We start from the raw sequence: 24807 nt of genomic DNA on the forward strand, positions 1-24807 counted from the left end.
AGCGAGCGCAGCGAGACGAAGCGGACTCTCGTGGGCGTTTCGTCTCGTCACTCCGCTCCTCGCTCAACGTCCGAGTACCTCCAGGAACCTCAACCGAAGGAAGGGATGCTTCGCCATGCCTGAAAACACCACTCCGGCGATCGTCGCCGAGAACCTCGTGAAGGTGTACCGCGGCCGTGGCCGCAAGCCCGGAGTGCGCGCCCTCGACGGCCTGAGCTTCACGGTCCCGGAAGGTCGCGTGTTCGGCCTCCTCGGCCCGAACGGCGCCGGCAAGTCGACGACCACGAAGATCCTCACGACGCTGTCACGACCGACGAGCGGCACGGCGCGCGTCGCCGGCCACGACGTCGCCCGCGAGGCCGACGCGGTCCGGGCCGCGATCGGCTACGTGTCGCAGGGGTCGAGCACAGACCCGATCCTCACCGCGCTCGAGAACCTCGAGATCGCGGGACGGATGCGCGGCGCCTCGCCCTCCGACGCACGGGCGCGCGCGAAGCGGCTGCTCGACGACTTCGGTCTCGCCGACGCGGCCGCGCGGCCCGTGTCGACGTTCTCCGGCGGCATGCGCCGTCGGCTCGACGTCGCCGCGGCACTCGTGCACCATCCGCGCGTGCTGTTCCTCGACGAGCCCACGACCGGACTCGACCCCGAGGCCCGCGCCGCGATGTGGGCCGAGATCAGGCGCCTGGCTGCCCAGGACTCGCTCACGGTCGTCCTCACGACGCACTACATGGAGGAGGCCGACCGCCTCGCCGATGAGCTGCTCATCGTGAACCGCGGCCGCGCGGTCGTTCAGGGGTCGCCCGCCGACCTCAAGGCGGCGCTCCACGGCGACTCCGTGCGCGTGTCGCTCATCGAGCCCGACCCGGCCGCCGTGCGTGCGGCGCTCGCGCGGGTCGGCGGCCTGCGGGACGTCGTGGTCGAGGCATCCGGTGTCGACGGCGTCCTCGCCGCCCGCACCGACGACGCGTCCGCCGCGGTGGGCGCGGTCATCGCCGCGCTCGATGCCGCCGGCATCCGGTTCGGCCAGGTCGCCGCGTCGCACCCGTCACTCGACGACGTGTATCTGCACTTCGTCGGGCACACGTTCGACCCTTCGACAGGCTCAGGGACCGGTGGGACAGGCGCGGGGACCGGTGGGACAGGCTCAGGGACCGGCGGTGCGCCGGCCGCCACGGAAGGAGAAGCGGCATGACCACGATCGCGATTCCCGCGACCGCCGCCGGGCCCGCGCGCGCGGGCTGGTTCACCCAGACCGGGCAGGTGCTGCGGCGCTGGCTCATCGTGACCGTTCGGCAGGTATGGGGGCCCGTGATGTCCCTCGTGCAGCCCATCATCTGGATCCTGCTGTTCGGGCAGGTGTTCCGCTCGCTGGGCGAGCTTCCGCAGTTCGCCCCTTCGGCGGGCTCGGGGACCGGGGGGTACATCGCGTACCTCGTGCCCGGGATCCTCATGATGACGGTGCTGTACTCCGGCGCATGGGCGGGAACGGGCTACATCGACGACATCAACTCCGGTGTCATGGATCAGTACCTGAGCTCTCCGATCCGCCGCTCGGCGATCATCACGGGACAGCTCACGCAGCAGCTCATCGTGAACGTCGTGCAGTCGCTCGTCGTGCTCGGCATCGGCTGGCTCGGCGGTGCGCGCTACCCCGGCGGCGTGGGCGGACTGCTCGTGGCCCTGGGCGTCGCGACGCTGCTCGCGACGATCTTCTGCTGCGCGTCGACCGCGATCGCGCTCATCTCGCGCAACCAGATCGCGCTCATCAGCCTGTCGCAGCTGATCGTCCTGCCTGCGACGTTCCTGTCGACGACCATGATGCCGTCCGCGCTCCTGCCGGACTGGGTCGCGGCCGTCGCGCGCTGGAACCCGATGACGTGGGCCGTTGAGCTCGGCCGCGGCGGGCTCTCGGGCGAATATCCGGATGCCGCATGGCTTCAGCTCGCCGGCCTCGTCGCGCTCGCCGCGCTCGCGTTCACGTGGGCGGTGCGCTCCATCCGCGCGTACCAGCGGTCGATCTGACACGCAGGAGGGGTGCCGATCCGCAGTCGGCGGGTCGGCACCCTCTGCTGTTCAGGCGAGCGCGTCGACGATCGGGCGGAACTTCACGCGCGTCTCAATGAGCTCCGCCTCGGGGTCGCTGCCCGCGACGATGCCGGCGCCCGCGTGCGCGACGACGGGGATCGTGTCGCTGTACTCCGCATGCCGCTGCACGGGTCCCGACCCGATCTGCGCGCAGCGCAGCGCGATCGCCCACTCGCCGTCGCCCGCCGCGTCGACCCATCCCACGGGGCCGGCGTAGCGACCGCGGTCGAAAGGCTCGAGGCGACGGATGAGCTCGACCGCGGCATCCGTCGGTGTTCCCGCGACAGCCGCCGTGGGGTGCAGCGCGTCGACGAGGTCGAGGGCCGAGGCGTGGTCGTGCAGCTCGCCCGCGACGTCGGTCGCGAGGTGCCACAGGTTCGGGAGCTCGAGGGTGAAGGGCTCGTCGTCGGCGCGCAGGGCGCTCGTGTGCGGACGCAGTGCCTCGAGCACGCTCTGCACGGCGTAGCGGTGCTCGTCGATGTTCTTGGCGCTGTGCGCGAGCTCGTCCGATGCGTGGGCGTCGTCGTCGGCATCCGTTCCGCGCGGGATCGTGCCGGCCAGCACACGAGCGGTCACGGCGCCGCCGGACACCGTCACGAGGGTCTCCGGGCTCGCGCCGATGAGGCCGTCGACGGCGTACGTCCACGTGTCGGGGTAGTCGTTCGCGAGGGCGCGCACGAGGCGGCGGAGGTCGGAGCCGGCCGGGATGGTCCCGACGAGATCGCGCGCGAGCACCACCTTGCCGACCTCTCCGGCGGCGATCGCGTCGAGGGCGGCGCGCACGGCGTCCTGATATCCCGCGGGGTCGAGGGCGCCCGGGCCGAGCGTGCCCGACCAGTACGCACCGTAGGGGATGGGCTCGATCGCGGGCTCAGGGCGGTCGTCACCCTCCCACCGGATGCGCGTGATCCACGAGCGCCCGCGATGCCGTCCGATGATCGCCCGCGGCACGACGAGCCGGCTCGACGAGTGCGAGCGGCGATCGAACACGAGCGCGCCGAACGCGACGAGGCCGGTGCCGGCAAGCCCCACCGGATCGTCGATCTCGGCCTCGGAGGCGAGGAGTCGCCACGTCTCCGCGGGCGGCGGCACGCGGTCGGGATCGAACCCGGCGGGCGCGGTGTCGCCGCCGCGCTCGAGCCACGTGACCAGGCCGCCGAATCCCACGATCCCGTCGGATCGGCGCAGCCACGCGAGCGGCTCCGCCGGGTCGGCGTATGCGATCAGATCCTCGACGGGATCGATCTCCCGGGTCTCGACCACCAGTCGCGGTGGGCGCTGCGGGTCGATCACGCCTCCAGCCTACGTCGGCGAGCGGGTCACCACTGTCCGAGGCGGGGTCGCACGCGACCGGGTCTCGGTCTCGAAGCGAGGGGATATCGCGGAGTGAGGTCTGGTGCGCGGCATCCGCCCTCATCTCGGCGGATCTCCTCGTTTCGCGACCGGTAGTCGACCACGGCCCGCGTTCGGCGCCGGTCCTAGACTGACCCGGTGAGCACGCAGACCACCCCCGCGAAGCGGCCGGCACCCGGCACGCGCGTGATCTTCCGCTGGCGCAAGTGGAACGGCGGGACCCACTGGGTGCACGAGTGCGTGTATCTCGGCAGCGACGAGTGGGGCGAATGGTTCGGGCAGCCCGCCGGATGGCGCAGCCACCGCCCCGGCCGCGACGTGACCGCCATCAGCCCGAATGTGACCCTCATTCCCGCGAGCGGCGACTACGCCCTCACGCACAACGCCGCTCCCGCGACCTACCGCATCTACATCGACCTCGCGTGGGACGTGCACTGGGAGGGTCCGGAGCCGACCGGCATCGACATGGACCTCGACGTCGTATGGGCCACCGACGAGCGCGGCCTGTTCATCGACGACCGCGACGAGTGGGACGAGCACCGCGTCGAATACGGGTACCCGCTCGATGTCGTCGAGCACCTCGAGTCGCTCGCCGTCGACCTCGAGGAGCGCGTGCGTGAGGGTGGCGCTCCGTTCGACCGCTCCACCGCGCGGCGTTGGCTCGACAGACTCGCGGCCGCCGTGCCCGCCTAGACTCGACGGGTGACCGCGAACACACCCGAGCACCAGCCGAACCGCGCCGACCTGCACAAAGACCCGGCGCGTGTGAGCGGCATGTTCGACCAGGTCGCGCGCGGCTACGACCGCACCAACACCGTGCTGAGCCTCGGCAACGACCGCATGTGGCGCGTCGCGACGACGCGTGCCGTCGCCCCCGAGCGCGGGGAGCGCATCCTCGATCTCGCGGCGGGCACGGGGGCGTCGAGCGTGTCGCTCGCCCGAAGCGGCGCCGACGTGGTCGCGGCGGACTTCTCGCCCGGCATGATCGCAGAGGGGCGGCGCCGGCACGGTCCGGATGCGCCGGGTGGCGGCATCCGCAATCTCTCGTTCGTCGAAGCGGATGCCACGGCCCTTCCCTTCGGCGACGACGAGTTCGACGCGGTGACGATGTCGTTCGGCCTGCGCAACGTGAACGATCCGAAGAAGGCGTTGCGAGAGCTGCTCCGCGTGACCAAGCCCGGCGGAAGGCTCGTGATCTGCGAGTTCTCGCACCCGCCGTCGAAGGCGTTCCGTGGGCTCTACCGCTTCTACAACGACCGCGTGCTCCCCGTGGTCGCGAAGGCGGTGAGCTCGAACGCCGACGCGTACGACTACCTGAACGAATCGATCAAGGACTGGCCCGACCAACGCCGGCTGGCTGCGTGGATCCGCGAGGCGGGCTGGACGGATGTCGCGTACCGCAACCTCTCACTGGGCATCGTCGCCCTGCACCGCGGCGTCAAGCCCCGCGGCGATCGTTAGGCTGGAACGGTGACCCCCTCAGCGCCGGGCTCGCGTGTCGCGAGCAAGCTGGGCCTCACCGACCGCATCTTCGCCGGCCCGAGGTCCCGCCGGCTGATGGCGACCGTCGACGCCGGGCTCGAGCGCGTCGACGAGTGCCTGCGCACGGAGCTGCGCGTTTCGGACGCGCTCGCCGACGCGACCAGCCGCTACCTGTACGACGCAGGCGGAAAGCGCATTCGCCCGATCCTGGCGCTGCTGACCGCGCAGCTCGGCGAGGGCACGACCGACGAGGTCGTCCAGGCGGCGACGGCCCTCGAGCTGACCCACCTCGGATCGCTGTACCACGACGACGTCATGGACGCCGCCGACCGCCGCCGCGGTGTGCCGAGCGCGCACGCGGTGTGGGGCAACAACGTGGCGATCCTCACCGGCGACCTGCTCTTCTCGCGCGCGAGCCAGCTCATGGCCCGCAACGGCGAGCGCGCCATCCGGCTCCAGGCCGACACGTTCGAGCGACTCGTGCTGGGGCAGATGCACGAGACGGTCGGCGCGCAGCCCGACGACGACCCCGTCGAGTTCTACCTGCAGGTGCTCGCCGACAAGACCGGCTCGCTCATCGCGGCGGCCGCCGAATCGGGCGTCATCTTCTCGAACGCGCCCACCGAGCTCCAGAAGCCTCTGTCGGTGTTCGGCGAGAAGGCGGGCGTCGCGTTCCAGCTGCTCGACGACGTGATCGACCTCTCGCCCGACCCCGGCGAAACGGGCAAGGTGCCCGGCACCGACCTGCGCGCGGGCGTGCCCACGATGCCGTACCTCCTGCTCGGCCGCGCCGACGACGACGAGTCGCGTGCGCTGCGCAGCCGCATCGACGAGGGTGTCGCGGCGATCGCCGAGGGCGCCGACCCCGCCTTGCTCGACGCCGACCTGGCTCTCCTGCGAGATCACTCAGCAACCGCCGCTACGCTCGACCTGGCGAACTCGTGGTCGCGTGACGCGATCCAGGCGCTGGCGCCCGTGCCCGACGGGCCCGTGCGCGAAGCGCTCACGCGGTTCGCGCAGGCCGTCGCCGACCGCTCCAGCTAGTCGCGGCATTCGCGCTCTCCCTCTCCGGTCCCACGAGGACCGCGCCCCTTCGAAAGGACCCCCATGACCAAGCTCAGGCTGGCCATCGTCGGTGCCGGCCCCGCCGGAATCTACGCCGCCGACATCCTCCTGAAGGCCGAGCGCAAGTTCGACGTCTCGATCGACCTCTTCGAGCAGCTGCCCGCACCTTACGGGCTCGTGCGCTACGGCGTGGCTCCCGACCACCCGCGCATCAAGGGCATCATCACGGCGCTGCGTGAGGTGCTCGATCGCGGCGACATCCGCATCTTCGGCAATGTGCGCTTCGGCGAGGACATCACCCTCGACGACCTCAAGCGCCACTACAACGCCGTCATCTTCGCGACGGGTGCCGTGCACGACGCGTCGCTCAACATCCCCGGGATCGACGCGAAGAACTCGTTCGGCGCGGCCGACTTCGTGAGCTGGTACGACGGCCACCCCGACGTGCCGCGCGAGTGGTCGCTCGACGCCGAGTCGGTCGCGGTGATCGGCAACGGCAACGTGGCGCTCGACGTCGCGCGCATGCTCGCCAAGCACGCCGACGACCTGCTGCCCACCGAGATCCCCGACAACGTCTACGCGGGGCTCAAGGCCTCGAAGGTCACCGACGTGCACGTGTTCGGCCGCCGCGGTCCCGCCCAGGTGAAGTTCACGCCGCTCGAGCTGCGTGAGCTGGGCGAGCTGCGCGACGTCGACATGGTCGTGTACGACGAGGACTTCGACTACGACGAGGCCTCGAAGGCCGCGATCGCGAGCAACAAGCAGGTCATGGTGATCGACCGCGTGCTGCAGTCGTGGCGCCAGCGGCCGTCGGTCAACAACGCCGGCGGAACGGCGTCTCGCCGCCTGCACCTGCACTTCTACGCGAAGCCGGTCGAGGTGAAGACCGACGACGAGGGCCGCGTGTGCGCGTTCGTGTACGAGCGCACCCGTCCCGATGGCGAGGGCGGCGTGGTCGGCACGGGCGAGCTGCGCGAGGTCAAGGTGCAGGCGCTCTATCGCGCGGTCGGCTACTTCGGCTCGCCGCTTCCCGGCGTCCCGTTCGACAAGCGTCACGGCGTCATCCCGAACCACGAGGGTCAGGTGCTGCGCAAGGACTCCAATGAGCGCGTCCCCGGCGTCTACGCCACCGGCTGGATCAAGCGCGGTCCGGTGGGCCTCATCGGCCACACGAAGTCCGACGCGATGGAGACGATCCGCCACCTCATCAACGACCAGGGGTCGTGGTGGCAGCCGGTCGACCCGTCCGAAGAGGCGATCCCGCGCCTGCTCGCCGAGCGGGGCGTCGCGTGGACCGATCTCGAGGGCTGGCACCGGCTCGACGCGCACGAGATCGGCCTCGGCGAGCCGCACGAGCGCGCGCGCATCAAGGTCGTGCCCCGCGACGAGATGGTGAAGATCTCTCGCGGCGAGTAGTCGCGGGCGCGTTCGGCGTCGCGCGCGGGTGCGCGCAATAGGCTGACGCCATGGCGGAGGAGTGGATCCCCGACATCTTGGGGAACCCGTTCGAGCAGCTCACGCTGCCGCTCGGCGAGGACGACGAAGGTCCTGTCGTCGCGACGCTCGTGCGGAGCATCCGCAACCCCTTCCAGTCGCTGTTCAGCCCGCTGCGCGACGTCGACGTGCTCGCGGTGCACGGATGGTCGGACTACTTCTTCCAGACCGAGCTCGCGGAGTTCTGGAACCGCCTCGGCGCGCGCTTCTACGCGCTCGATCTGCGCAAGTACGGGCGAAGCATGCGGCCGGGTCAGACGCCGGGTTACGTCACAAGGCTGCCCGAGTACGACGCCGACATCGAGGCCGCCCTCGAGGCGATGGGGCACGGAGAAGGGGCGTCGGGTTCGCGGCGCCTCGTGCTGCTCGGGCACTCGACGGGTGGGCTGACGCTGTCGCTGTGGGCGGCCCGCCACGCGGGTCGCGCCGCCGCCGTCGTGCTCAACGCGCCGTGGCTCGAGCTGCAGCTCGGCTCGGTCGCGCGGCAGGCGATCGCCCCGCTCGTCGACATCCACGCGCGGATCGACCCGCGCGCGAATCATCCGGCTGTCGACATGGGCTTCTACACGCGCGCGCAGAAGGAGGTCGGCGCCCTTCCCGCCCACGCGTATCGGACGGAGTGGCGGCCTCCGCGCGGGTTCCCGACACACCCCGGGTGGCTCGCCGCCGTGCTCGAAGGGCACCGGCGCATCGCGGCGGGTGTCGACGTCGGCGCGCCCACGCTCGTGCTGCTGTCGGCGCGGTCGACGCCGCCGCTCTCGTGGAGCGAGGACATGACCTCGAGCGACTCGGTGCTCGCGGTCGACGACATCGCGAAGTCGGCGACCAAGCTTGGCAAGCTCGTCACGATCGCGCGCATCGACGGCGCGCTGCACGACGTGTTCCTGTCGCGACCGGGACCGCGGGCCGAGGCGTACGCCGTGCTGAGGAAGTGGGTGACCGGATGCCTCGCGGCGAGGCATCCGTGAATCCCGCCGCAGATCGGCGGGAGCTCAACCCTCGGGTGCGAGCGCCAGCACGGGCGCGAGCTCGTCGCGGGTGAGGCTTATCCACGGCCCCGCGGGGTCGATGAGCACGCCGTCGAGTCCTGTCTCGGTGATGAGCACGGCCGCGAGCTGCGCGGGCGTCATCGGCACCGGCTGCGTGCCGCGGTCGAGCGCGATCACCTCGAGCGGGTGCGAGAAGATCTCGAGCAGGCGCTTGCCGTCGCTCGTGCGCGCCTCGGAGATGCCGGGACCCTGCTCGGTCTGGCCGACCGATACCCACAGCTTCGCGTCGACGAGCGCGCGGCCGATCTCGGCCGCCGTGTCGGGCGTGCGCTCGCCCGAGACGAGGCGCTTGATCGGGAACTCGGTGCCGCCTGCCTCCTCGACGATGCGCTCGAGCAGCTCGCGGGGGATCACCGCGCGGCTCTGACCCGACGCCGGATCGAGGACGAGGCCCGAGTACGCCCCGCCGAGGATGTACCGGAACACGGATGCCACGGGCTGCACCATCGCGGACGTTCCGGTGTCGCCGTCGGCGAGCACGCTCGCGCGCAGCGCGCCCAGTCCGCTGTACGCGACCGCGAACTGCTTGTCGCCCGACGTCATCATCGCGAGGGGGAGGTTCTCGCCCGCGGCGAGGAGGGCGCGCGCGTCGCCCTTGACGCGAAGGAAGAGGTGCCCCTGCAGCAGCTGCCGTGCGACCGCCATGACGTCGCGGCCGGTCGCGTCCGCGGGCAGCTTCGCGAGCGCGTCGCGCAGGAGGACGTTGTCGGGGACCTGCGGCTCCGGCGCGCCGGGGGACTGGGGCTGGGTCGCCCGCGGCCCCTGTGACGTCGGCTGGGGCGGCTGCGCCGTCGTGGAGGCGGGGCGCCCGTAGGTCGAGACCGAGATGCCGACGTGGGGGACCGCGTCGTCGGCGGGCGTGCCGGCGTCGGCTGCGGCATCCGTGCCTGCTGCGTCCGTGTCGGACGGCGCCGCGGACTCGGGCTGTTCGTCGGGCGTGCGCTTGCCGCGCGAGAAGAGGGCCATCGCTCGAGCCTATGCGCCTCTCCTGGATGCCGCGTGCGCGTCAGCGGGGGTGCCGCACGTCGGCGGCGCGTCCTAGGGTCGGAGCATGGCCTCGCCCCGCATCACCCTGACCATGCCCGGCCCCGACGGCGAACGCGAGGTCAGCGTGTCGAACCCCGACCGCGTGCTGTGGCCCGAGGTCGGCATCACGAAGCAGGAACTCGCCGAGTACCTCATCACGATCGCCGAGCCCTTCCTCGCCGCGAACGGGAACCGCCCGGTGTCGCTCGAACGGTTCCCGGACGGCGTCGACGGCGAGCGCTTCTACTCGAAGAACCCGCCCAAGGGCGCGCCGGCGTTCGTCGAGTCGCGGACGGTGACGTACAACAGCGGGCGGCGGCATCCGCAGATCGTGTTCACCGAGATCGCCGCGGCCGTGTGGGCCGTGCAGATGAACACGATCGTGTTCCACCCGTGGGCCTCGCTCGTCTCCGACACCGACAACCCCGTCGAGCTGCGGATCGACCTCGACCCGCAGCCGGGCACGGACTTCGCGGATGCCGCAGCCGTGGCTCCCGCGATGCGCGACGTGCTCGCCGAGGCGGGCCTCACGGCGTTCCTCAAGACGAGCGGCAACCGGGGGATCCACATCTTCTGCCCGATCGAACCGGAGTGGGAGTTCCTCGACGTGCGGCACGCGGTGATCGCCGCGGGACGCGAACTCGAGCGGCGGATGCCCGACAAGGTCACGATGAACTGGTGGAAGGAGGAGCGAGGCGAGCGCATCTTCATCGACTTCAACCAGGCCAACCGCGACCGCACGATGGCGGGCGCGTACAGCCCGCGGGCGTTGCCGCATGCGAGCGTGTCGACGCCCCTCACGTGGGACGAGCTCGAAGCGGGCGTCGATCCGGCCTCGTTCACGGTGCGCACGATTCCCCAGCGACTGGCCGACATCGGCGACCCGTGGGCCGACCTGCTCGCGAAGCCGGGCCGCATCGACACGCTGCTGGAGTGGTGGCAGCGCGACCTCGACGACGGGCTCGGCGAGCTTCCCTTCCCGCCCGACTTCCCGAAGATGCCGGGTGAGCCTCCTCGCGTGCAGCCCAGTCGCATCAACCCCGAGAACTGGCCCAGAGAAGAAGAAGGATGACCGAGCACGTCCCGCCTCTCGACCGGCTCGTCGCCCGCGTGCTGCAGACGCCGTGGCTCACGAGGCTGCCGATCCCGTTGTACCGCGCGGGCCTCGGGTGGATCTTCGGTGAACGCCTCGTGATGATCGAGCACCTCGGCCGGGTGTCGCATCAGCCGCGTTACGTCGTCGTCGAGGTGGTCGAGCGCGAGCGGAACGCCATCCGCGTGGCCTCCGGACTCGGGAAGCGTGCGCAGTGGTACCGCAACCTGCGCGCGAACGGCGTGGCGTACGTCAGCACCGGTCGGGCTCGCCGCGTGCCGTCGTCGGTGCGGATGCTCGACCCCGACGAATCGCGGCAGGTGCTCGAACGCTACGCCCAGAGGCATCCGCAGGCGTGGAAGCACCTGTCGGCGGCGATGGACTACGCGGCGCGCGGAGAGGCGTCCATCCCTGTCGTGGAGTTCGGGCCGCCCGATTGACACCGGCTCCCCCTGCGCGCGGAGCATCCCTTGCGGGATACTCGCGATAGCCCTTGTCGCGAGCCTGCAGGAGGGGCCATGACCGCCGTGTTCGAGTTCCTGGCGCTGCATCCGGTCATCGTGCTGTTCCTGCTCATCGGGCTGGGTGCCGCGGTCGGCCAGGTGCGCATCGGAGGAGTGTCGCTCGGCGCCGTCGCCGTGCTGATCGTCGGGATGGCGATCACGGCGTGGGGCGTCGCGCTCGGCGTCTCGATCGAGCTGCCCGCCGCGATCGGCGACGTCGGGCTGGTGCTGTTCGCGTTCTGCATCGGGATCATCTCGGGGCCGGGCTTCTTCAACGCGATGAGGTCGTCATGGGCGCTCATGCTCGTGGTCACGGGCATCCTCATCGTCGGCGCGGCCGTCGCTTACGGGCTCGGGGTGTGGCTGGGCGTGTCGCCCGTGACGATCGCGGGCACCTTCGCGGGTGCGGTGACGAACACCCCCGCGCTCGCCGCGACCGGCGGCAGCGCCGAAGCCACGGTCGGCTACGCGAGCGCGTACGTCTTCGGTGTGATCGGGGCGATGCTCGTCGCGGCGCTCGCCCTCCGCCACCGCGCGGAAGACACCGACCGGCCGGCGCCGATCGTCGACAAGGCCGTCGAGGTCGACACGACCTCCATGCCCACCGCCGACGAGCTGTCGAAGCGGTACGGGCGCCGCGTGCTCTTCTCGCGCGTGATGCCCAAGGACGGTGAGATCGAGGCGGTCACCCCCGACACACCGCTCCCGCCGGGAGCCGTCGTCAACGTCGTGGGCCCGAGCGACGCGGTGCAGGAGGTCAGCGACGAGATCGGCCACACGGCGGCCGTCGACATCGTGGGGCAGCGCTCCGAGCTCGACTTCCGTCGCATCATCCTCTCGAACCAGCGGCTGGCGGGCCGGACGATCGCGAGCCTCCAGCTTCGTGAACGACTCGGCGCGACGATCGTCCGCGTGCGCCGCGGAGACGTCGACTTCGTCGCCACGCCCGACTTCGTCGTGCTGCAGGGTGACCGTCTGCGCGTCGTTGGCCCCAAGCGGTCGATGGCGGCTGTGTCGGAATTCCTCGGCGACTCCGAGCGCGGCATGGCCGACACGAACCCGGTCGCGCTCGGCCTCGGCATCGCGCTGGGCCTGCTCATCGGAGCCATCGAGATACCACTGCCCGGCGGCGGCTACTTCGGCCTCGGCTTCGCCGCCGGCGCGCTCGTCGTCGGACTCGTCATGGGACGCATCGGGCGCATCGGCCCGTTCGTCACCGCACTGCCCAACACCGCCGCGAACGTGCTCGCCGAGCTCGGCCTGCTCATCTTCCTCGCCTTCGCGGGCACGAAGGCCGGATCCCTCATCGTCAGTGCGATCGTGTCGGGCGAGATCGTGACGCTCCTGCTCATCGGAGCCGTCGTCACCCTCGTCGCCATGCTCGGCACGTATCTCATGCTGCGCCACGTCTTCCGCCTCGGCGGCACGCGGCTCTCGGGAGCGATCGCGGGAGCGCAGACGAACCCCGCGATCCTCGCGTTCGCGAACACCCGCACGGGCCACGACGTGCGGGTGGCGCTGGGGTACAGCCTGGTCTATCCGGCTGCCATGGTCGTGAAGATCCTGCTCGCGCAGGTGCTCGTGACGTTGTGACCCCCTGCGCAGGTCAGTCGAGCACGTCGGCGAGGTCGTAGGCCGAGACCGTCTCGAGCTGGTCGTACGTGCACGAGCGCGGATCGCGATCCGGACGCCACCGCTCGAACTGCACGGTGTGACGGAACCGCCAGCCCTCGAGCTGGTCGTACCGCACCTCGAGCACGCGCTCGGGACGCAGCCGCACGAACGACGAATCGGCACGCGACGGGGTGAAGCGCGACTTCTCGCCCTCGTTCCGCAGCGGGTTGCCGTCGGCATCGCGCTCGACGAGCGGATCGAGCTCCTCGACGAGCTCGAGCCGCTTCTGGTTGCTCCACGCCGCGACCCCACCCACCGGGTACAGCTCGCCGTCGTCGGAGTACAGGCCGACGAGGAGCGAGCCGACGCCCTGCCCGGACTTGTGCACGCGGTAGCCCATCGCGACGACATCCGCCGTGCGGGCGTGCTTGATCTTGAACATCGTGCGCTTGTTGGGCGCGTACGGCTGGTCGAGCGGCTTCGCGATGACGCCGTCGAGACCCGCGCCCTCGAATTCCGAGAGCCACCGCCGCGCGACTTCCGGATCGTCGGTCGTGCGTGTCACGTGGATGGGATGGGGGAGCGTGCCGAGCAGATCGACCAGCTCGGCGCGGCGCGTCGAGAACGGCTCGCCCTGCAGGTCTCGATCGCCCCGCGCCAGCAGATCGAACGCGATGAACATCGCCGGCGTCTCGACCGACAGCTTCGCGACGCGCGACGAAGCAGGGTGGATGCGCTGCGTCAGCGACTCCCAGTCGAGGCGCTGCGCGCCCGGCTCGCCCTTCGGCACGACGACCTCGCCGTCGATGAGGCACGGTTCGGGCAGGAGCCGCGAGAAGGCCTCGACGAGCTCGGGGAAGTACCGCGTGAGCGGCTTCGCCCCGCGGCTGCCGATCTCGACGTTCGAGCCGTCCCACGACACGAGCGCCCGGAACCCGTCCCACTTCGGCTCGTAGCTGAGCCCGCCGGGCACGGCGTCGGGAAGCGGCACTTCCGGAACCGACTTCGCGAGCATGGGCGCGGGGATCTCGTAGGCCATGCGTCCATCCTGCCGTGGGCCGCCGACGCGGCACAGGGCTTGCGGATGCCGCGCCCGCGGTCTCAGGACGCGGAGGGGCTCGACGCCGCGAAGATCGCCGCCGCCTCCGCGCGGTTCGCCGCGCCCACCTTCGCGAGGATCGCCGAAACGTGCACTGAGGCTGTCTTCGGGCTGATGAACAGGCGCCGGCCGATCTCGGAGTTCGTGAGGCCCTCGGCCACGAGCTCGAGCACCTGCAGCTCGCGCGGGGTGAGGGTCGCGATCACACCGGATGCCGCGGCCGCGTCCGGCCCGCCGAGCAGGCGTGCGTGCGCGCCCAACTCCCTCGCCCAGCGTGCGACGCGAGCGACGCCCTGCGCGGGAGCCTCGTCCAGGATGCGTTCGAGCACGCGCGCGGCTTCGTCGCGCTCGCCGTCCGCGATGAGCGCCTCGGCGAGACGCAGCCGCGCGACCTGCTCATGCCACGCGTACAGTCCGCTCTCGGGCAGCTCCGAGACGACGGCACGCCAGCGCTCGACCCGCTCGTCGGCGGGCCCCGTGTCGCCGAGCGCGGCTCGCGCGTAGTCGCCCCAGCGGCGGTTCAACTCGTGATCGGGCCAGTCGGCGAGAGCGCGCAGCAACCGCCCCCGTTCGTCCTCGTGCTCGTCGGGAGCGCTCGCGACGAGAAGAGACGCCGCGACGGCGGCGTACCGGCGCGGAGTGGGTTCGGCGTCGCCCTCCACGACCGCGAGCACGCCCGCGAGCGCCTCGCGGCGGCGTTGCTCGACCTCGGGGGAGGGGCGGCCGACGGAGAACTCCAGCGCGGCATCCGCCTCTTCGATGCGCCACCAGGCGCGCTTCTGAGGCTTGAGGGTGGTGACCTCGGCGATCCCGCCGCGCTCGCTCGCGAGCAGCTCCGCGCGCGCGTCCCGCTCATCGTTCCACGACAGGTGGTTGGCCATGACGCGAGCGACCCACGCGCGCGCTGCGCGGCCGGCGAGGCGCCGTGCGCGCGTCGTGTACGTGAGCGCCTCCTCGGGCCGCCCGGCGGCGAGCAGCGCGAAGGCGAGGCTGAGCGCGATGGAGGTGCCCGAGCCGCGTTCGATGCCGGCGCGGACGACCTCGGCGTAGTACCGCTCGCCCACTTCGGCCGCCTCAGCGAACCGGCCGAGGCTCGTGAGCTGATCGATGTGCGCGCTGCCGGCGTAGGCCCGCAGCGGCGGCTCGAGCTTGAGCGCCACCGCGCGTTCGAGCGGGGCGAGGGCGGCCGGCTGGTCGTCCTCGTCGCCGGAGATGCGCCAGCTCTCGATCGTGAGCGCGACCGCGAGCGCGGCATCGTCGCCCGCGGCCTCGGCGAGCTCGATGGCTCGGCGTGCGTGGTCGGCGGCCTCCTGGCCGTGCTCGCTGATCGCGAGGTTCGACATCACCCGCGACATGAGCGCCTGGGCCTGCGCGGTGTCGATGCCCTCGAGCAGCCGCGCGGCTTCCTCGAGGTCCTCCCGCTGGTCGCGATGCTCCGCGTTGAACAGCTGGACGAACCTCTGCCTCAGCAGTGCGGCGCGCGTGAGCGGATCGTCGCCGCACACCGCGAGCCCCTCATTCGCGGAGCGCAGCGCGCGCTGCGCGTCGCCCAGGTCGTGCCACGCCTGCGCCGCCTCGAGGTGCAGCGCCTGACGTGTCGTGCCGGCGCGCGACTCGGCATCCGGCACCTGATCCCACAGCTCGGTCAGGCGCTCGGCGAGCTTGACGGATGTCGCGGGCGCGAAGCTCGCGCGCGAAAGGCGCAGCGCACGCACCGTCGCGTCGAACGCGGCCGTGAGGTCACGCGCGGCGAGCCAGTGCTCGGCGACGGCGGAGACGTCGTCGGGGGAGTCGGCCGGCCGGTTCTGCTGCAGGTATTCGGCGAACGCGCGGTGGATGCGCACGCGCTCGCTCGGCAGCATCTCGCCGTGGACCGCCTCGCGCGTGAGCGCGTGGCGGAACGAGTAGCCGGCGCCCGCAGCCAGCACGACGCGCGCGTCGATCGCCTCGCGCAGAGCGCGGTCGAGCGTGCGGTCGTCGAGCGTCGACACCGCCGCGAGCACGTCGTGGTCGACGTGCATGCCGCCCGCGGCCATCGCGCGCACGGTCTCCTGGGCGGGATCGGTCAGGCGCGTGTAGCGCGCGAGCACGAGATCCCGCAGCGTGTCGGGGAGTCCCCGGTCTCCGAGGTCCACGAGCTCCTCGACGAGGAACGGCACGCCGCCGCTGCGTTCGGCGAGCCGCTCGACGGCCTGGGTGTCGACGGCGTCGTCGGTGAGGATGCTCACCTGCTCGGCGACCTCGGCGAACGAGAGCGGCTCGAGGTCGACGCGCACGAGGCCTGGCGTGCGGTCGAGCTCGGCGAGCACCGGATGCAGCGGGTGGAACCGGTCGATGTCGTCGGACCGGTAGGTCGAGACGATCGTCAGGTGGCGGCCCCGGAGCGTGCTCGCGAGCGTCTTGAGGAGCGCGAAGGTCGCCGCATCCGCCCACTGCAGGTCTTCGATCACGATGACGACGTGACGCGTCGCCGAAAGGCTCTCGAGCACGACCTCGATCGCCTCGGCGAACTCGCCGGCCTGCTCGTCGTCGGCGGGCGTCTCACTCGCGAGACCGGGCACGAGGGCGGCGAGAGCGGTCACCGCGGCGGGCGAGCCTGCCGCCTCGCGCAGCGCGTCGGTGCCGACCTCGCCGTGCAGGTCGCGCAGGATGCGGCGGATCGGCCCGAACGGCGCGCCGATCGGGCCGAGGTCGACGCACTGGCCGATCGCGACGACGAGCGGCAGCCCCTCGTCGCGGCGCGCCGCCGCCTGCGCGAGCAGCTCCTGCACGAGACGCGTCTTGCCGATTCCGGCTTCGCCTCGCACGAGCACCGCGCGTGGGCGTCCGCGACGACCGTCGTCGAACGCGTCGAGCAGCGTGCGCAGCTCCGCGCCGCGGCCGACCATGACCGAGGGAGTCCCCGTGGGGCGCATGAACATATCGTGTCACCTTCCGGCAGGTGGAGGAGCGGGCCCGAGGACCGGATGCCGCGTCACGCGTGGCGCGGACGCCGCATCCGGTCCCCATCGGCCACCCGCGGGCGCGCGCTCGGCGCGGCCTCCGCGGCTGTGGCTGCCGCCCGGGGCGCGTCGGCCCCCTGCCGGCGTTCGCGCACCCGGAGCAGCAGCTCGTTCTCACGCCGCAGAGCTTCGGAACGTCGCTCGTTGAGCACGCTCGCGGCGAAGACCATCTCGTTCATGTCGACCTCCGACGGCCGGTGCACAGCCGGCCACGACACTTACGCTCCTCCCTAAGGAGGGACGGCCGGATCGGGCGAACGCCTTATCTTCGACACCCGGGGTGCTCAGGCGCCGGTCGGGCGCGGTCGGGCCGCGAGAAGCGGATCGGCCCGGTCGGTGCGCGGCCCCGCGCAGGCAGGATGGCGTCGGGAGGACGATATGAAGATCATCGATGCGGGCCTCTTCGCCGCCGTCACGGAGGCGAACTACCGCGAGAATCTGCGGGTTCCGCACTTGAGTCTCGGCACGTACAGCATCCCGGCCGGTGCTGTCGATCCGCAGCAGCCGCACACCGAAGACGAGGTCTACATCGTGCTGTCCGGGCGCGCGAGGCTGTGGACTCCGGATGCGGTCGCCGACGCATCCGCCGGTGCCGTGCTGTTCGTGCCCGCCGGGGAGGAGCACCGCTTCATCGACGTGGAGGAGGACCTCACGGTGATCGTCGTGTTCGGTCCGGCCGAGCACACGCTGCGCGGCGGGTGACGGCGGCCGGGGGCGGGCTCAGGCGAATGCGCTCATCCCCGTGATGTCGCGGCCCAGCAGCAGCGCCTGCACCGACTCGGTGCCCTCGTACGTGTGGATCGCCTCGATGTCGGTCATGTGCTGCATGACGCCGTTCTCGAGGAGGATGCCGTTGCCCCCGAGCAGGTCGCGCGCGGTCGCGGCGATACGGCGCGCGGCGCGCGTGTTGTGGAACTTCGCGAGCGACGCCTGAGTGGGGTGCAGCGAACCGGATGCCTCGAGGTCGGCGAGCCGGCGGCAGTAGAGCTGCATCGCCGTGAGGTCTTCGAGCATGTGCGCGAGGCGCTCCTGCACCATCTGGAACCTCGCGAGCGGCTTGCCGAACTGCACGCGCTGCTTCGCGTACGCGAGCGCCGCCTCGTAGCATGCGGTGGCGTGGCCGAGCGCCGACCACGCGACTCCCGAGCGGGTCGAGTACAGCACGGTCGAGGCGTCCTTGAAGCTCTTCGTGCCCGGCAGCACCGCGTCGAGCGGCACGCGCACGCCGTCGAACGCGATGTGCGCCTGGTGGATCCCGCGCAGCGACGCCTTCCCCGTGATGACCGTGCCCGTGTACCCCGGAGTGTCCTGCTCGACGAGGAAGCAGCGCACGGCGCCGTGCTCCGCGGCATCCGGGTCGTCGACCCGAGCCCACACGAACGTGATGCCGCCGGATGCGCCGTTGCCGATCCACTTCTTCGCGCCGTCGATCACCCACTCCTCGCCGTCGCGGCGGGCGACCGTCTCGAGCGAGACGGAGTCCGAGCCGTGGTCGGGCTCCGTCAGCGCGAACGAGCCGAGCACCTCCGCGCGGGCGAGGGGCTGCAGCCAGCGCTCCTGCTGCTCGGGGCTGCCGAAGAGCGCGAGGGTCCGCAGTGCGAGTCCGCCCTGCACCGCGATGACCGTGCCGAGCGAGCCGTCGCCGCGCGAGACCTCCATGTTGACGAGCCCGGCCGCGAGCGGCGAGAAGCGTGTCAGGAGCGGGTGGTCGATGCCGTCGTTGAACAGGTCGAGCTCGCCCATGCGCTTCGCGATGTCGAGCGGGTAGTCGGCCGTGTCCCATGCGTCCTGCATGCGTGTGCCGACCTCGTCGATGTAGGCCTTGGCGCGGTCCCACACCGCGCGGTCGTCCTCGGGGATGTCGGCGAAGACCGCGTAGTAGTCGGTGTCGAGGCGCGACGTGACGTCGTAACTCCCGACCTGCTCGCCGTTGCGGGGGGTGAACTCGGCCATGATGCTCCCGGATGCCTCGCCCGGCCGCGTCCGCGACCGGTCACAGGCTACCGGCTCGGCATCGAGTGCCGCCAGTCGCGATACTGAGTGCCAGCGTCAGCCGAGGGTCGACGACAGGCGGCGGGCGACCTCGGCCGCCGGCATCCGCCTCGGGAAGACGGCGACCATGACGTCGTCGTCGGCGGGCGTGCGCGACGCATCCGGGTGCACGCCGAACCGCCGCATCGCGTCGTCGAGCGCCGCCTGAAGCACCGACACCGGCACGCGCTTGGTGCCGCGCAGCAGTCGCCGCAGCACGTGGTTGTGCACGGCGGTGACCAGCGCCGCGAAGCCGACCGCGTCGACCGGGTCGAGCCCGGGGAGCGCGTCGCGCAGGTACTCGTCGAACAGGCGCTCGTAGCGGAACACCGCGACGATCTCGCGGTTGCGCAGAGCCGGCACCTGCCGCACGACGGTGTAGCGACGGCGCGCCAATTCGGGATCGCGCGCGAAATGGCGGAAGGCGATGACGGATGCCTCGCACACCGCCTGCCACGGGTTCTCGTGCGGCTTCGACAGGAACGCCCGCAGCTGCTCGAGCAGAGCCTCGTGGTCGGCGAAGATCACGTCCTCCTTGCCGCCGAACTGGCGGAAGAAGGTCGAGCGCGACACCCCGGCGGCCTTCGCGATCTGGTCGACCGACGTCTGGTCGAAGCCCCGCTCGGCGAACAGCTCCACCGCGGCGGCGATCACCGCCGTGCGCGACGCGGAGCCCTGGTCGAGGTCAGTCATCGGCATGAGCCTAGAGCACGGCGGGTTCGACGGACGCACGCGCCGCCGAGTACCGAACTCCGGAGTTTCGGCTTATGACCTGTCGAATCCGTCCGATTCCGGCGGTGGGTGGCGCGGTGTTCCGGAGTTGCGCACGCGGATGCGCCGCCGCATTGTCAAGCGGGTGGTGGAGGACCGGCGCGCGGCGTTGACTGGGCGCATGCCGTCACTGTGGCGCACCGGAACGCAGCCGGTCGAGGGAACCGAGTTCGAGCCCGGGAGGCACCACGACGTCATCGTGGTGGGCGCGGGGCTGACGGGTCTGTGCACGGCGGTGATGCTCGCGCGCGAGGGGCTCGACGTCGCCGTCGTCGACTCGGGACGCGTCGCCGAGCTCGCCACGGGTGGCAACACCGGCAAGGCGACGCTCCTGCAGGGCACGCGCCTGTCGGCCCTGCGCCGCGACCACCCTGCTTCGCTCGTGCGCGCGTACGTCGACGCGAACCGAGACGGACTCGAGTGGCTCGAGGTGTTCGCGGCAGAGGCCGGAGTGGCCTTCACGCTGCGGCCGGCCGTCTCGTACGCGCAGACGCCGTCGGGCGCCGAGCAGGTCGAGGCCGAGCTCGCGGCGGCGCGCGAGGCCGGGCTGCCGGTGCGGCGGATCCCGGGCCCCGACGGGGCGGGGGACGGCGGGACGCGGCATGCGTTCCCCTTCGCCGACGGCGTCGCGCTCGACGACCAGCTCGCGATCGACCCCGTCGTCGTCGCGAACGCGCTCGCGCGGACGTTCGTCGCCGCGGGAGGAACGCTTCACACCGGCGTGCGTGTGCGGCACGCGCACGCTGTGCCGCACGCGTGGATCGAGACCGAGGCGGGGTACGCGTCGGCCGACCAGATCGTGCTGGCGACCGGCATGCCGATCGCCGACCGCGGGCTGTACTTCGCCAAGGTGCGCGCGCTGCGCTCGTACTGCGTCGCGTTCTCGTACGACGGCGAGCTGCCCGACGGCATGTACATCTCGGTCGACGAGCCGACGCGATCGATCCGGCCCGTGGCCCAGGACGACGGCCCCGCCGCGCTCGCGCGCCTCATCGTCGGCGGGAACGGGCACCCCGTCGGGCGCGGCGACTCCGAGCAGGAGTGCGTGGACGACCTCATCGCGTGGACGCGCCGCCACTTCCCGGGTGCCGAACCCGTCGCGACCTGGTCGGCGCAGGACTACGAGTCGCACAACCTCGTGCCGTTCGTGGGGGCGCTGCCCCGCGGACTCGGGCGCATCCGCTTCGCGACCGGATACGCGAAGTGGGGTCTGACGAACGCCCCCGCCGCCGCGCTTCGGCTGTCGGCGGAGATCCGGCGCGTGCCGCGTCGTGAGCGGCCGTCGTGGATGGCCACGCTGGGACGACGATTGACGATGCCGGCAGACCTCGGTCGCGGCGGCGTCGAGAACCTCAAGATCGGGTGGGAGGCGGCCGCCGGATGGACGGGCGCGCTGCGCACCCCCGTGCCCGTTCCCGCCCCGCCCGAGGGGGAGGGCGTCGTCGCGAGCCGTGCGGGGCACCCGGTGGGCATCTCGACCGTGGACGCCACGACGCGGGCGGTGAGCGCCGTGTGCACCCATATGGGCGGGGTCGTCTCGTGGAACGACGCGGAGTGCACGTGGGACTGCCCGCTGCACGGATCGAGGTTCGCACCCGACGGCACGCGCATCGAGGGGCCGGCGGTCGGCGACCTCGAGCGACTGCCCCGCACAGGCCGCCCGTCGGGAGCACGATCCGACGAGTAGTAGGCTTGATGATCGGCCGATCTCTTGACATCGAGAGATTTTCTGCGGCCGAAGCCACGTTCGCCCACGAAGGACTGCACTGTGGATCTTTACGAGTACCAGGCACGAGACCTTTTCGAGAAGTACGAGGTGCCGGTGCTCGCCGGCATCGTCGCCGACACCCCTGAAGAAGCCAAGGCCGCCGCCGAGAAACTCGGCGGCGTCGTCGTCGTCAAGGCCCAGGTCAAGACCGGCGGCCGCGGCAAGGCCGGCGGCGTCAAGGTCGCCAAGACGCCCGATGAGGCGTACGAGGCCGCGAAGGCGATCCTCGGCCTCGACATCAAGGGACACGTCGTCAAGCGGGTCATGGTGGCCGCCGGCGCGCGCATCGCGAAGGAGTTCTACTTCTCGGTGCTGCTCGACCGCGCCAACCGCTCGTACCTCGCGCTGTGCTCGGTCGAGGGCGGCATGGAGATCGAGCAGCTCGCCGTCGAGAAGCCCGAGGCGCTCGCGCGCGTCGAGGTCGACCCGCTCACGGGCATCGACGAGGCGAAGGCGCTCGAGATCGCGAAGGCCGCGAACTTCGACGACGAGCTGGCCCCGAAGGTCGCCGACGTCTTCGTGAAGCTCTACAGCGTCTACAAGGGCGAGGACGCGACGCTCGTGGAGGTCAACCCGCTCGTGCAGACCGAGGAGGGCGACATCATCGCTCTCGACGGCAAGGTCACGCTCGACGACAACGCCGAGTTCCGCCACGCCTCGCACGCGCTGCTCGAAGACAAGGCGGCCGCCGACCCGCTCGAGGCGAAGGCCAAGGAGAACGACCTCAACTACGTCAAGCTCGACGGGGAGGTCGGGGTCATCGGGAACGGCGCGGGCCTGGTCATGTCGACGCTCGACGTCGTCGCCTACGCCGGTGAGCGCCACCGCGGCGTAAAGCCCGCCAACTTCCTCGACATCGGCGGCGGCGCATCGGCCGAGGTCATGGCCGCGGGTCTCGATGTCATCCTCGGCGACCCGCAGGTCAAGTCCGTGTTCGTCAACGTCTTCGGCGGCATCACCGCATGCGACGCCGTCGCGAAGGGCATCGTCGGCGCTCTCGCCGAGCTCGGCCCGACCGCGACCAAGCCGCTCGTCGTGCGCATCGACGGCAACCGCGTCGAGGAGGGCCGCCGCATCCTCCAGGACGCGAACCACCCGCTCGTGACGCTCGCCGCCACCATGGACGAGGGCGCCGACAAGGCCGCCGAACTGGCGAACCAGGCCTGATCCCGAAAAGGAACCACAGACATGTCGATCTTTCTTGACAAGGACTCCAAGGTCATCGTCCAGGGCATCACCGGCGGCGAGGGCACGAAGCACACCGCGCTCATGCTGAAGGCGGGCACGCAGGTCGTCGGCGGCGTCAACGCGCGCAAGGCGGGCACCACCGTGCTGCACACCGACAAGAGCGGTGCAGCCGTCGAGCTGCCCGTGTTCGGCACCGTCGCCGAGGCGATCGAGAAGACCGGCGCGGACGTGTCGATCGTCTTCGTCCCCGCCGCCTACACGAAGGACGCGATGATCGAGGCCATCGACGCCGAGATCCCGCTGCTCGTCGTGATCACCGAGGGCGTGCCGGTCGGCGACACCGCCGAAGCCTGGGCGTACGCGAAGTCGATGGGCAACAAGACCCGAATCATCGGCCCGAACTGCCCCGGCATCATCACGCCCGACGAGTCGCTCGTCGGCATCACGCCCGCCAACATCACCGGCAAGGGCCCCATCGGCCTCGTGTCGAAGTCGGGCACGCTGACGTACCAGATGATGTTCGAGCTTCGCGACATCGGCTTCTCGACCGCGATCGGCATCGGCGGCGACCCGATCATCGGCACGACGCACATCGACGCGCTCGAGGCCTTCGAGGCCGACCCCGAGACGAAGGCGATCGTCATGATCGGCGAGATCGGCGGCGACGCCGAGGAGCGCGCGGCCGACTTCATCAAGGCCAACGTCACCAAGCCCGTCGTCGGCTATGTCGCCGGCTTCACGGCGCCGGAGGGCAAGACGATGGGCCACGCCGGCGCGATCGTGTCGGGCTCCGCCGGCACCGCGCAGGCGAAGAAGGAGGCCCTCGAGGCCGCCGGCGTCAAGGTCGGCAAGACGCCGAGCGAGACCGCCGCGCTCATGCGCGAGATCATCGAGTCGCTCTGACGCGAGACTCACGAGGGGGCGGATGCCGCGGCATCCGACCCCTCTGTCGTGCGGTTACAGTGGCACCATGCCGCTGACGGGAACATACGCACCGAGCAAGTCAGAGTGGGCCCGCAAGCAGGCCGAACGGTACGAGGAGACCGGCGGCGCCGAGGCGAACGAGCTTCGGGGCAAGCCGATCATCGTGCTGACGACGGTCGGGGCCAAGACGGGAGCGCTCCGCAAGACCGCGCTCATGCGCGTCGAGCACGACGGTCGCTACGCGGTCGTCGCGTCGAAGGGCGGAGCGCCCGACGAGCCGAAGTGGGCGAGCAACATGCGAAAGCACCCGCACGTCGAGCTGCAGGACGGCCCGGTCAAGAAGGACTACCTCGCCCGCGAGGTCACCGGCGCCGAGCGCGACGAGTGGTGGGCGCGGGCGGTCGAGGCGTGGCCCGACTACGCGAACTACCAGAAGCGCACCGACCGGCTCATCGCGGTCTTCGTGCTCGAGCCCATGGAGTAGTCCCGCTCCGGGCCCCGATACGCGGCTCGCGCTGCCGAAACCTGCATCCGCCGCCGCCGTGACGGTACGCGTGTGCGGGTTTCGACAGCGCGAGCGCTGAGAGGGTCCTCGGCTACGCGATGCCGATCGCCGCCTCGATCGGCCCGCGGGCGAAGTAGATCGCGAAGCCCGCGGCGACGACCCACAGCAGCCAGTGCACGCGCTTCGCGCGGCCCGAGAAGGCGTTGACGAGCACCCAGCTGATGAAGCCCGCCCCGATGCCGTTGGCGATCGAGTAGGTCAGCGGCATGACCGTCGCCGTGAGGAACACCGGCAGCAGGACGCGGAAGTCCGTGAAGTCGATGTTCTTGATCTGCGCGAGCATCAGCGCACCCACGAGGACGAGCGCGGCCGCCGCGACCTCGCCGGGGACGAGTGACGTGAGCGGCGTGAAGAACATCGCGAGGAGGAACAGCAGACCCGTCACGATGTTCGCGAGGCCCGTGCGGGCACCCTCGCCGATGCCGGAGCCCGACTCGACGAACACGGTCGCCGACGACGAGGAGGTGCCACCACCGACCACGGCGCCGACACCCTCGATGATGAGCGCGGACTTGATGCGCGGGAAGTCGCCCTTCGCGTCGGCGAGGCCCGCCTCGTTCGCGAGGCCCGTCATCGTGCCCATCGCGTCGAAGAAGTTCGAGAACACGAGCGTGAAGACGATCATCACGAGCGCGATGATCCCGACCTTGCCGATGTCGAAGCCGAAGTCGATCGCGCCGACGAGGCTGAAG

The 24807-nt window shown here is 71.3% G+C and carries 23 protein-coding genes; 15 read left to right on the plus strand and 8 right to left on the minus strand.

The window, feature by feature from the left end; all coding sequences use genetic code 11:
* Positions 1 to 115 precede the first annotated feature (115 nt).
* Both VFF97_RS05585 and VFF97_RS05590 read left to right on the plus strand, forming a co-directional pair.
* Entirely contained in the window at positions 116 to 1195 is a 1080-nt protein-coding gene (locus VFF97_RS05585; RefSeq protein ID WP_325032495.1) for an ABC transporter ATP-binding protein, read from the plus strand.
* Positions 1192 to 2025 (plus strand): ABC transporter permease, encoded by an 834-nt coding sequence (locus VFF97_RS05590; protein WP_325032496.1) that lies wholly within the window; start codon positions 1192 to 1194, stop codon positions 2023 to 2025. Before VFF97_RS05585 ends, VFF97_RS05590 begins: the two co-directional genes overlap by 4 nt.
* Before the next feature lie 51 nt (positions 2026 to 2076).
* On the opposite strand, the gene VFF97_RS05595 is transcribed toward VFF97_RS05590, so the two are convergent.
* Complete coding sequence (locus VFF97_RS05595; protein ID WP_414684227.1) at positions 2077 to 3378, minus strand: isochorismate synthase; 1302 nt, start codon at positions 3376 to 3378, stop codon at positions 2077 to 2079.
* A gap of 201 nt (positions 3379 to 3579) precedes the next feature.
* Here VFF97_RS05595 and VFF97_RS05600 point away from each other — a divergent pair, with 201 nt between their 5' ends.
* The 5 genes from VFF97_RS05600 to VFF97_RS05620 all read left to right on the plus strand — a co-directional run bounded on the left by VFF97_RS05600 (position 3580) and on the right by VFF97_RS05620 (position 8450).
* Entirely contained in the window at positions 3580 to 4134 is a 555-nt protein-coding gene (locus VFF97_RS05600; protein ID WP_325032498.1) for a DUF402 domain-containing protein, read from the plus strand.
* 9 nt (positions 4135 to 4143) lie between these two features.
* Positions 4144 to 4902, plus strand: a complete 759-nt coding sequence (locus VFF97_RS05605; RefSeq protein WP_325032499.1) for a demethylmenaquinone methyltransferase — start codon at positions 4144 to 4146, stop codon at positions 4900 to 4902.
* Positions 4903 to 4911: 9 nt separating this feature from the next.
* Positions 4912 to 5967 carry a polyprenyl synthetase family protein gene (locus tag VFF97_RS05610; protein ID WP_325032500.1) on the plus strand — a complete coding sequence of 352 codons (1056 nt, stop codon included), beginning with the start codon at positions 4912 to 4914 and terminating at the stop codon, positions 5965 to 5967.
* Positions 5968 to 6030: 63 nt separating this feature from the next.
* Positions 6031 to 7404, plus strand: coding sequence for an FAD-dependent oxidoreductase (locus tag VFF97_RS05615; protein ID WP_325032501.1), 1374 nt, complete (start codon positions 6031 to 6033; stop codon positions 7402 to 7404).
* Positions 7405 to 7454: 50 nt separating this feature from the next.
* On the plus strand, positions 7455 to 8450 hold the full coding sequence (locus VFF97_RS05620) for an alpha/beta hydrolase (protein WP_325032502.1): 996 nt from the start codon (positions 7455 to 7457) through the stop codon (positions 8448 to 8450).
* A 24-nt stretch (positions 8451 to 8474) separates the two neighbouring features.
* Here the strand turns inward: VFF97_RS05620 and VFF97_RS05625 are convergent, their stop codons facing one another.
* Positions 8475 to 9497, minus strand: a complete 1023-nt coding sequence (locus VFF97_RS05625) for an SseB family protein (RefSeq protein ID WP_325032503.1) — start codon at positions 9495 to 9497, stop codon at positions 8475 to 8477.
* Between the two features lie 85 nt (positions 9498 to 9582).
* Here VFF97_RS05625 and ligD point away from each other — a divergent pair, with 85 nt between their 5' ends.
* The 3 genes from ligD to VFF97_RS05640 all read left to right on the plus strand — a co-directional run bounded on the left by ligD (position 9583) and on the right by VFF97_RS05640 (position 12746).
* Positions 9583 to 10629: a non-homologous end-joining DNA ligase gene (ligD, locus tag VFF97_RS05630; protein ID WP_325032504.1), complete on the plus strand. Its 1047-nt coding sequence runs from the start codon at positions 9583 to 9585 to the stop codon at positions 10627 to 10629.
* Positions 10626 to 11090, plus strand: coding sequence for a nitroreductase family deazaflavin-dependent oxidoreductase (locus VFF97_RS05635; RefSeq protein WP_325032505.1), 465 nt, complete (start codon positions 10626 to 10628; stop codon positions 11088 to 11090). The genes ligD and VFF97_RS05635 overlap by 4 nt, the downstream gene beginning before the upstream one ends.
* Before the next feature lie 78 nt (positions 11091 to 11168).
* A complete protein-coding gene (locus VFF97_RS05640; protein ID WP_325032506.1) occupies positions 11169 to 12746 on the plus strand; it encodes an aspartate:alanine exchanger family transporter in 1578 nt (525 codons plus the stop codon).
* 13 nt (positions 12747 to 12759) lie between these two features.
* Here VFF97_RS05640 and VFF97_RS05645 read toward each other — a convergent pair whose 3' ends face one another.
* The 3 genes from VFF97_RS05645 to VFF97_RS05655 all read right to left on the minus strand — a co-directional run bounded on the left by VFF97_RS05645 (position 12760) and on the right by VFF97_RS05655 (position 17086).
* Positions 12760 to 13806, minus strand: a complete 1047-nt coding sequence (locus VFF97_RS05645; protein WP_325032507.1) for an ATP-dependent DNA ligase — start codon at positions 13804 to 13806, stop codon at positions 12760 to 12762.
* Between the two features lie 62 nt (positions 13807 to 13868).
* Positions 13869 to 16781 (minus strand): helix-turn-helix transcriptional regulator, encoded by a 2913-nt coding sequence (locus tag VFF97_RS05650; protein WP_325032508.1) that lies wholly within the window; start codon positions 16779 to 16781, stop codon positions 13869 to 13871.
* Between the two features lie 59 nt (positions 16782 to 16840).
* A complete protein-coding gene (locus VFF97_RS05655; RefSeq protein WP_325032509.1) occupies positions 16841 to 17086 on the minus strand; it encodes a hypothetical protein in 246 nt (81 codons plus the stop codon).
* A 160-nt stretch (positions 17087 to 17246) separates the two neighbouring features.
* Here VFF97_RS05655 and VFF97_RS05660 point away from each other — a divergent pair, with 160 nt between their 5' ends.
* The gene (locus VFF97_RS05660) at positions 17247 to 17570 is read left to right on the plus strand and encodes a cupin domain-containing protein (RefSeq protein ID WP_325032510.1); all 324 of its coding nucleotides are present in this window, start codon (positions 17247 to 17249) and stop codon (positions 17568 to 17570) included.
* An 18-nt stretch (positions 17571 to 17588) separates the two neighbouring features.
* On the opposite strand, the gene VFF97_RS05665 is transcribed toward VFF97_RS05660, so the two are convergent.
* Positions 17589 to 18821, minus strand: coding sequence for an acyl-CoA dehydrogenase family protein (locus VFF97_RS05665; RefSeq protein ID WP_325032511.1), 1233 nt, complete (start codon positions 18819 to 18821; stop codon positions 17589 to 17591).
* 96 nt (positions 18822 to 18917) lie between these two features.
* The gene (locus tag VFF97_RS05670) at positions 18918 to 19592 is read right to left on the minus strand and encodes a TetR family transcriptional regulator (protein WP_325032512.1); all 675 of its coding nucleotides are present in this window, start codon (positions 19590 to 19592) and stop codon (positions 18918 to 18920) included.
* Between the two features lie 199 nt (positions 19593 to 19791).
* Here VFF97_RS05670 and VFF97_RS05675 point away from each other — a divergent pair, with 199 nt between their 5' ends.
* The 4 genes from VFF97_RS05675 to VFF97_RS05690 all read left to right on the plus strand — a co-directional run bounded on the left by VFF97_RS05675 (position 19792) and on the right by VFF97_RS05690 (position 24034).
* The gene (locus tag VFF97_RS05675) at positions 19792 to 21357 is read left to right on the plus strand and encodes an FAD-dependent oxidoreductase (RefSeq protein WP_325032513.1); all 1566 of its coding nucleotides are present in this window, start codon (positions 19792 to 19794) and stop codon (positions 21355 to 21357) included.
* Between the two features lie 81 nt (positions 21358 to 21438).
* A complete protein-coding gene (sucC, locus tag VFF97_RS05680; RefSeq protein WP_325032514.1) occupies positions 21439 to 22605 on the plus strand; it encodes an ADP-forming succinate--CoA ligase subunit beta in 1167 nt (388 codons plus the stop codon).
* 21 nt (positions 22606 to 22626) lie between these two features.
* Positions 22627 to 23529 (plus strand): succinate--CoA ligase subunit alpha, encoded by a 903-nt coding sequence (gene sucD / locus VFF97_RS05685; protein WP_325032515.1) that lies wholly within the window; start codon positions 22627 to 22629, stop codon positions 23527 to 23529.
* A 67-nt stretch (positions 23530 to 23596) separates the two neighbouring features.
* Complete coding sequence (locus tag VFF97_RS05690; protein ID WP_325032516.1) at positions 23597 to 24034, plus strand: nitroreductase family deazaflavin-dependent oxidoreductase; 438 nt, start codon at positions 23597 to 23599, stop codon at positions 24032 to 24034.
* Positions 24035 to 24146: 112 nt separating this feature from the next.
* Here VFF97_RS05690 and VFF97_RS05695 read toward each other — a convergent pair.
* Positions 24147 to 24807, minus strand: a 661-nt coding sequence (locus VFF97_RS05695; RefSeq protein ID WP_325032517.1) for an NCS2 family permease, incomplete at its 5' end; no start/stop codon positions are given.

Source organism: Microbacterium sp., assembly GCF_035687345.1.
In the GTDB taxonomy this organism is placed as follows: Bacteria; Actinomycetota; Actinomycetes; order Actinomycetales; family Microbacteriaceae; genus Microbacterium.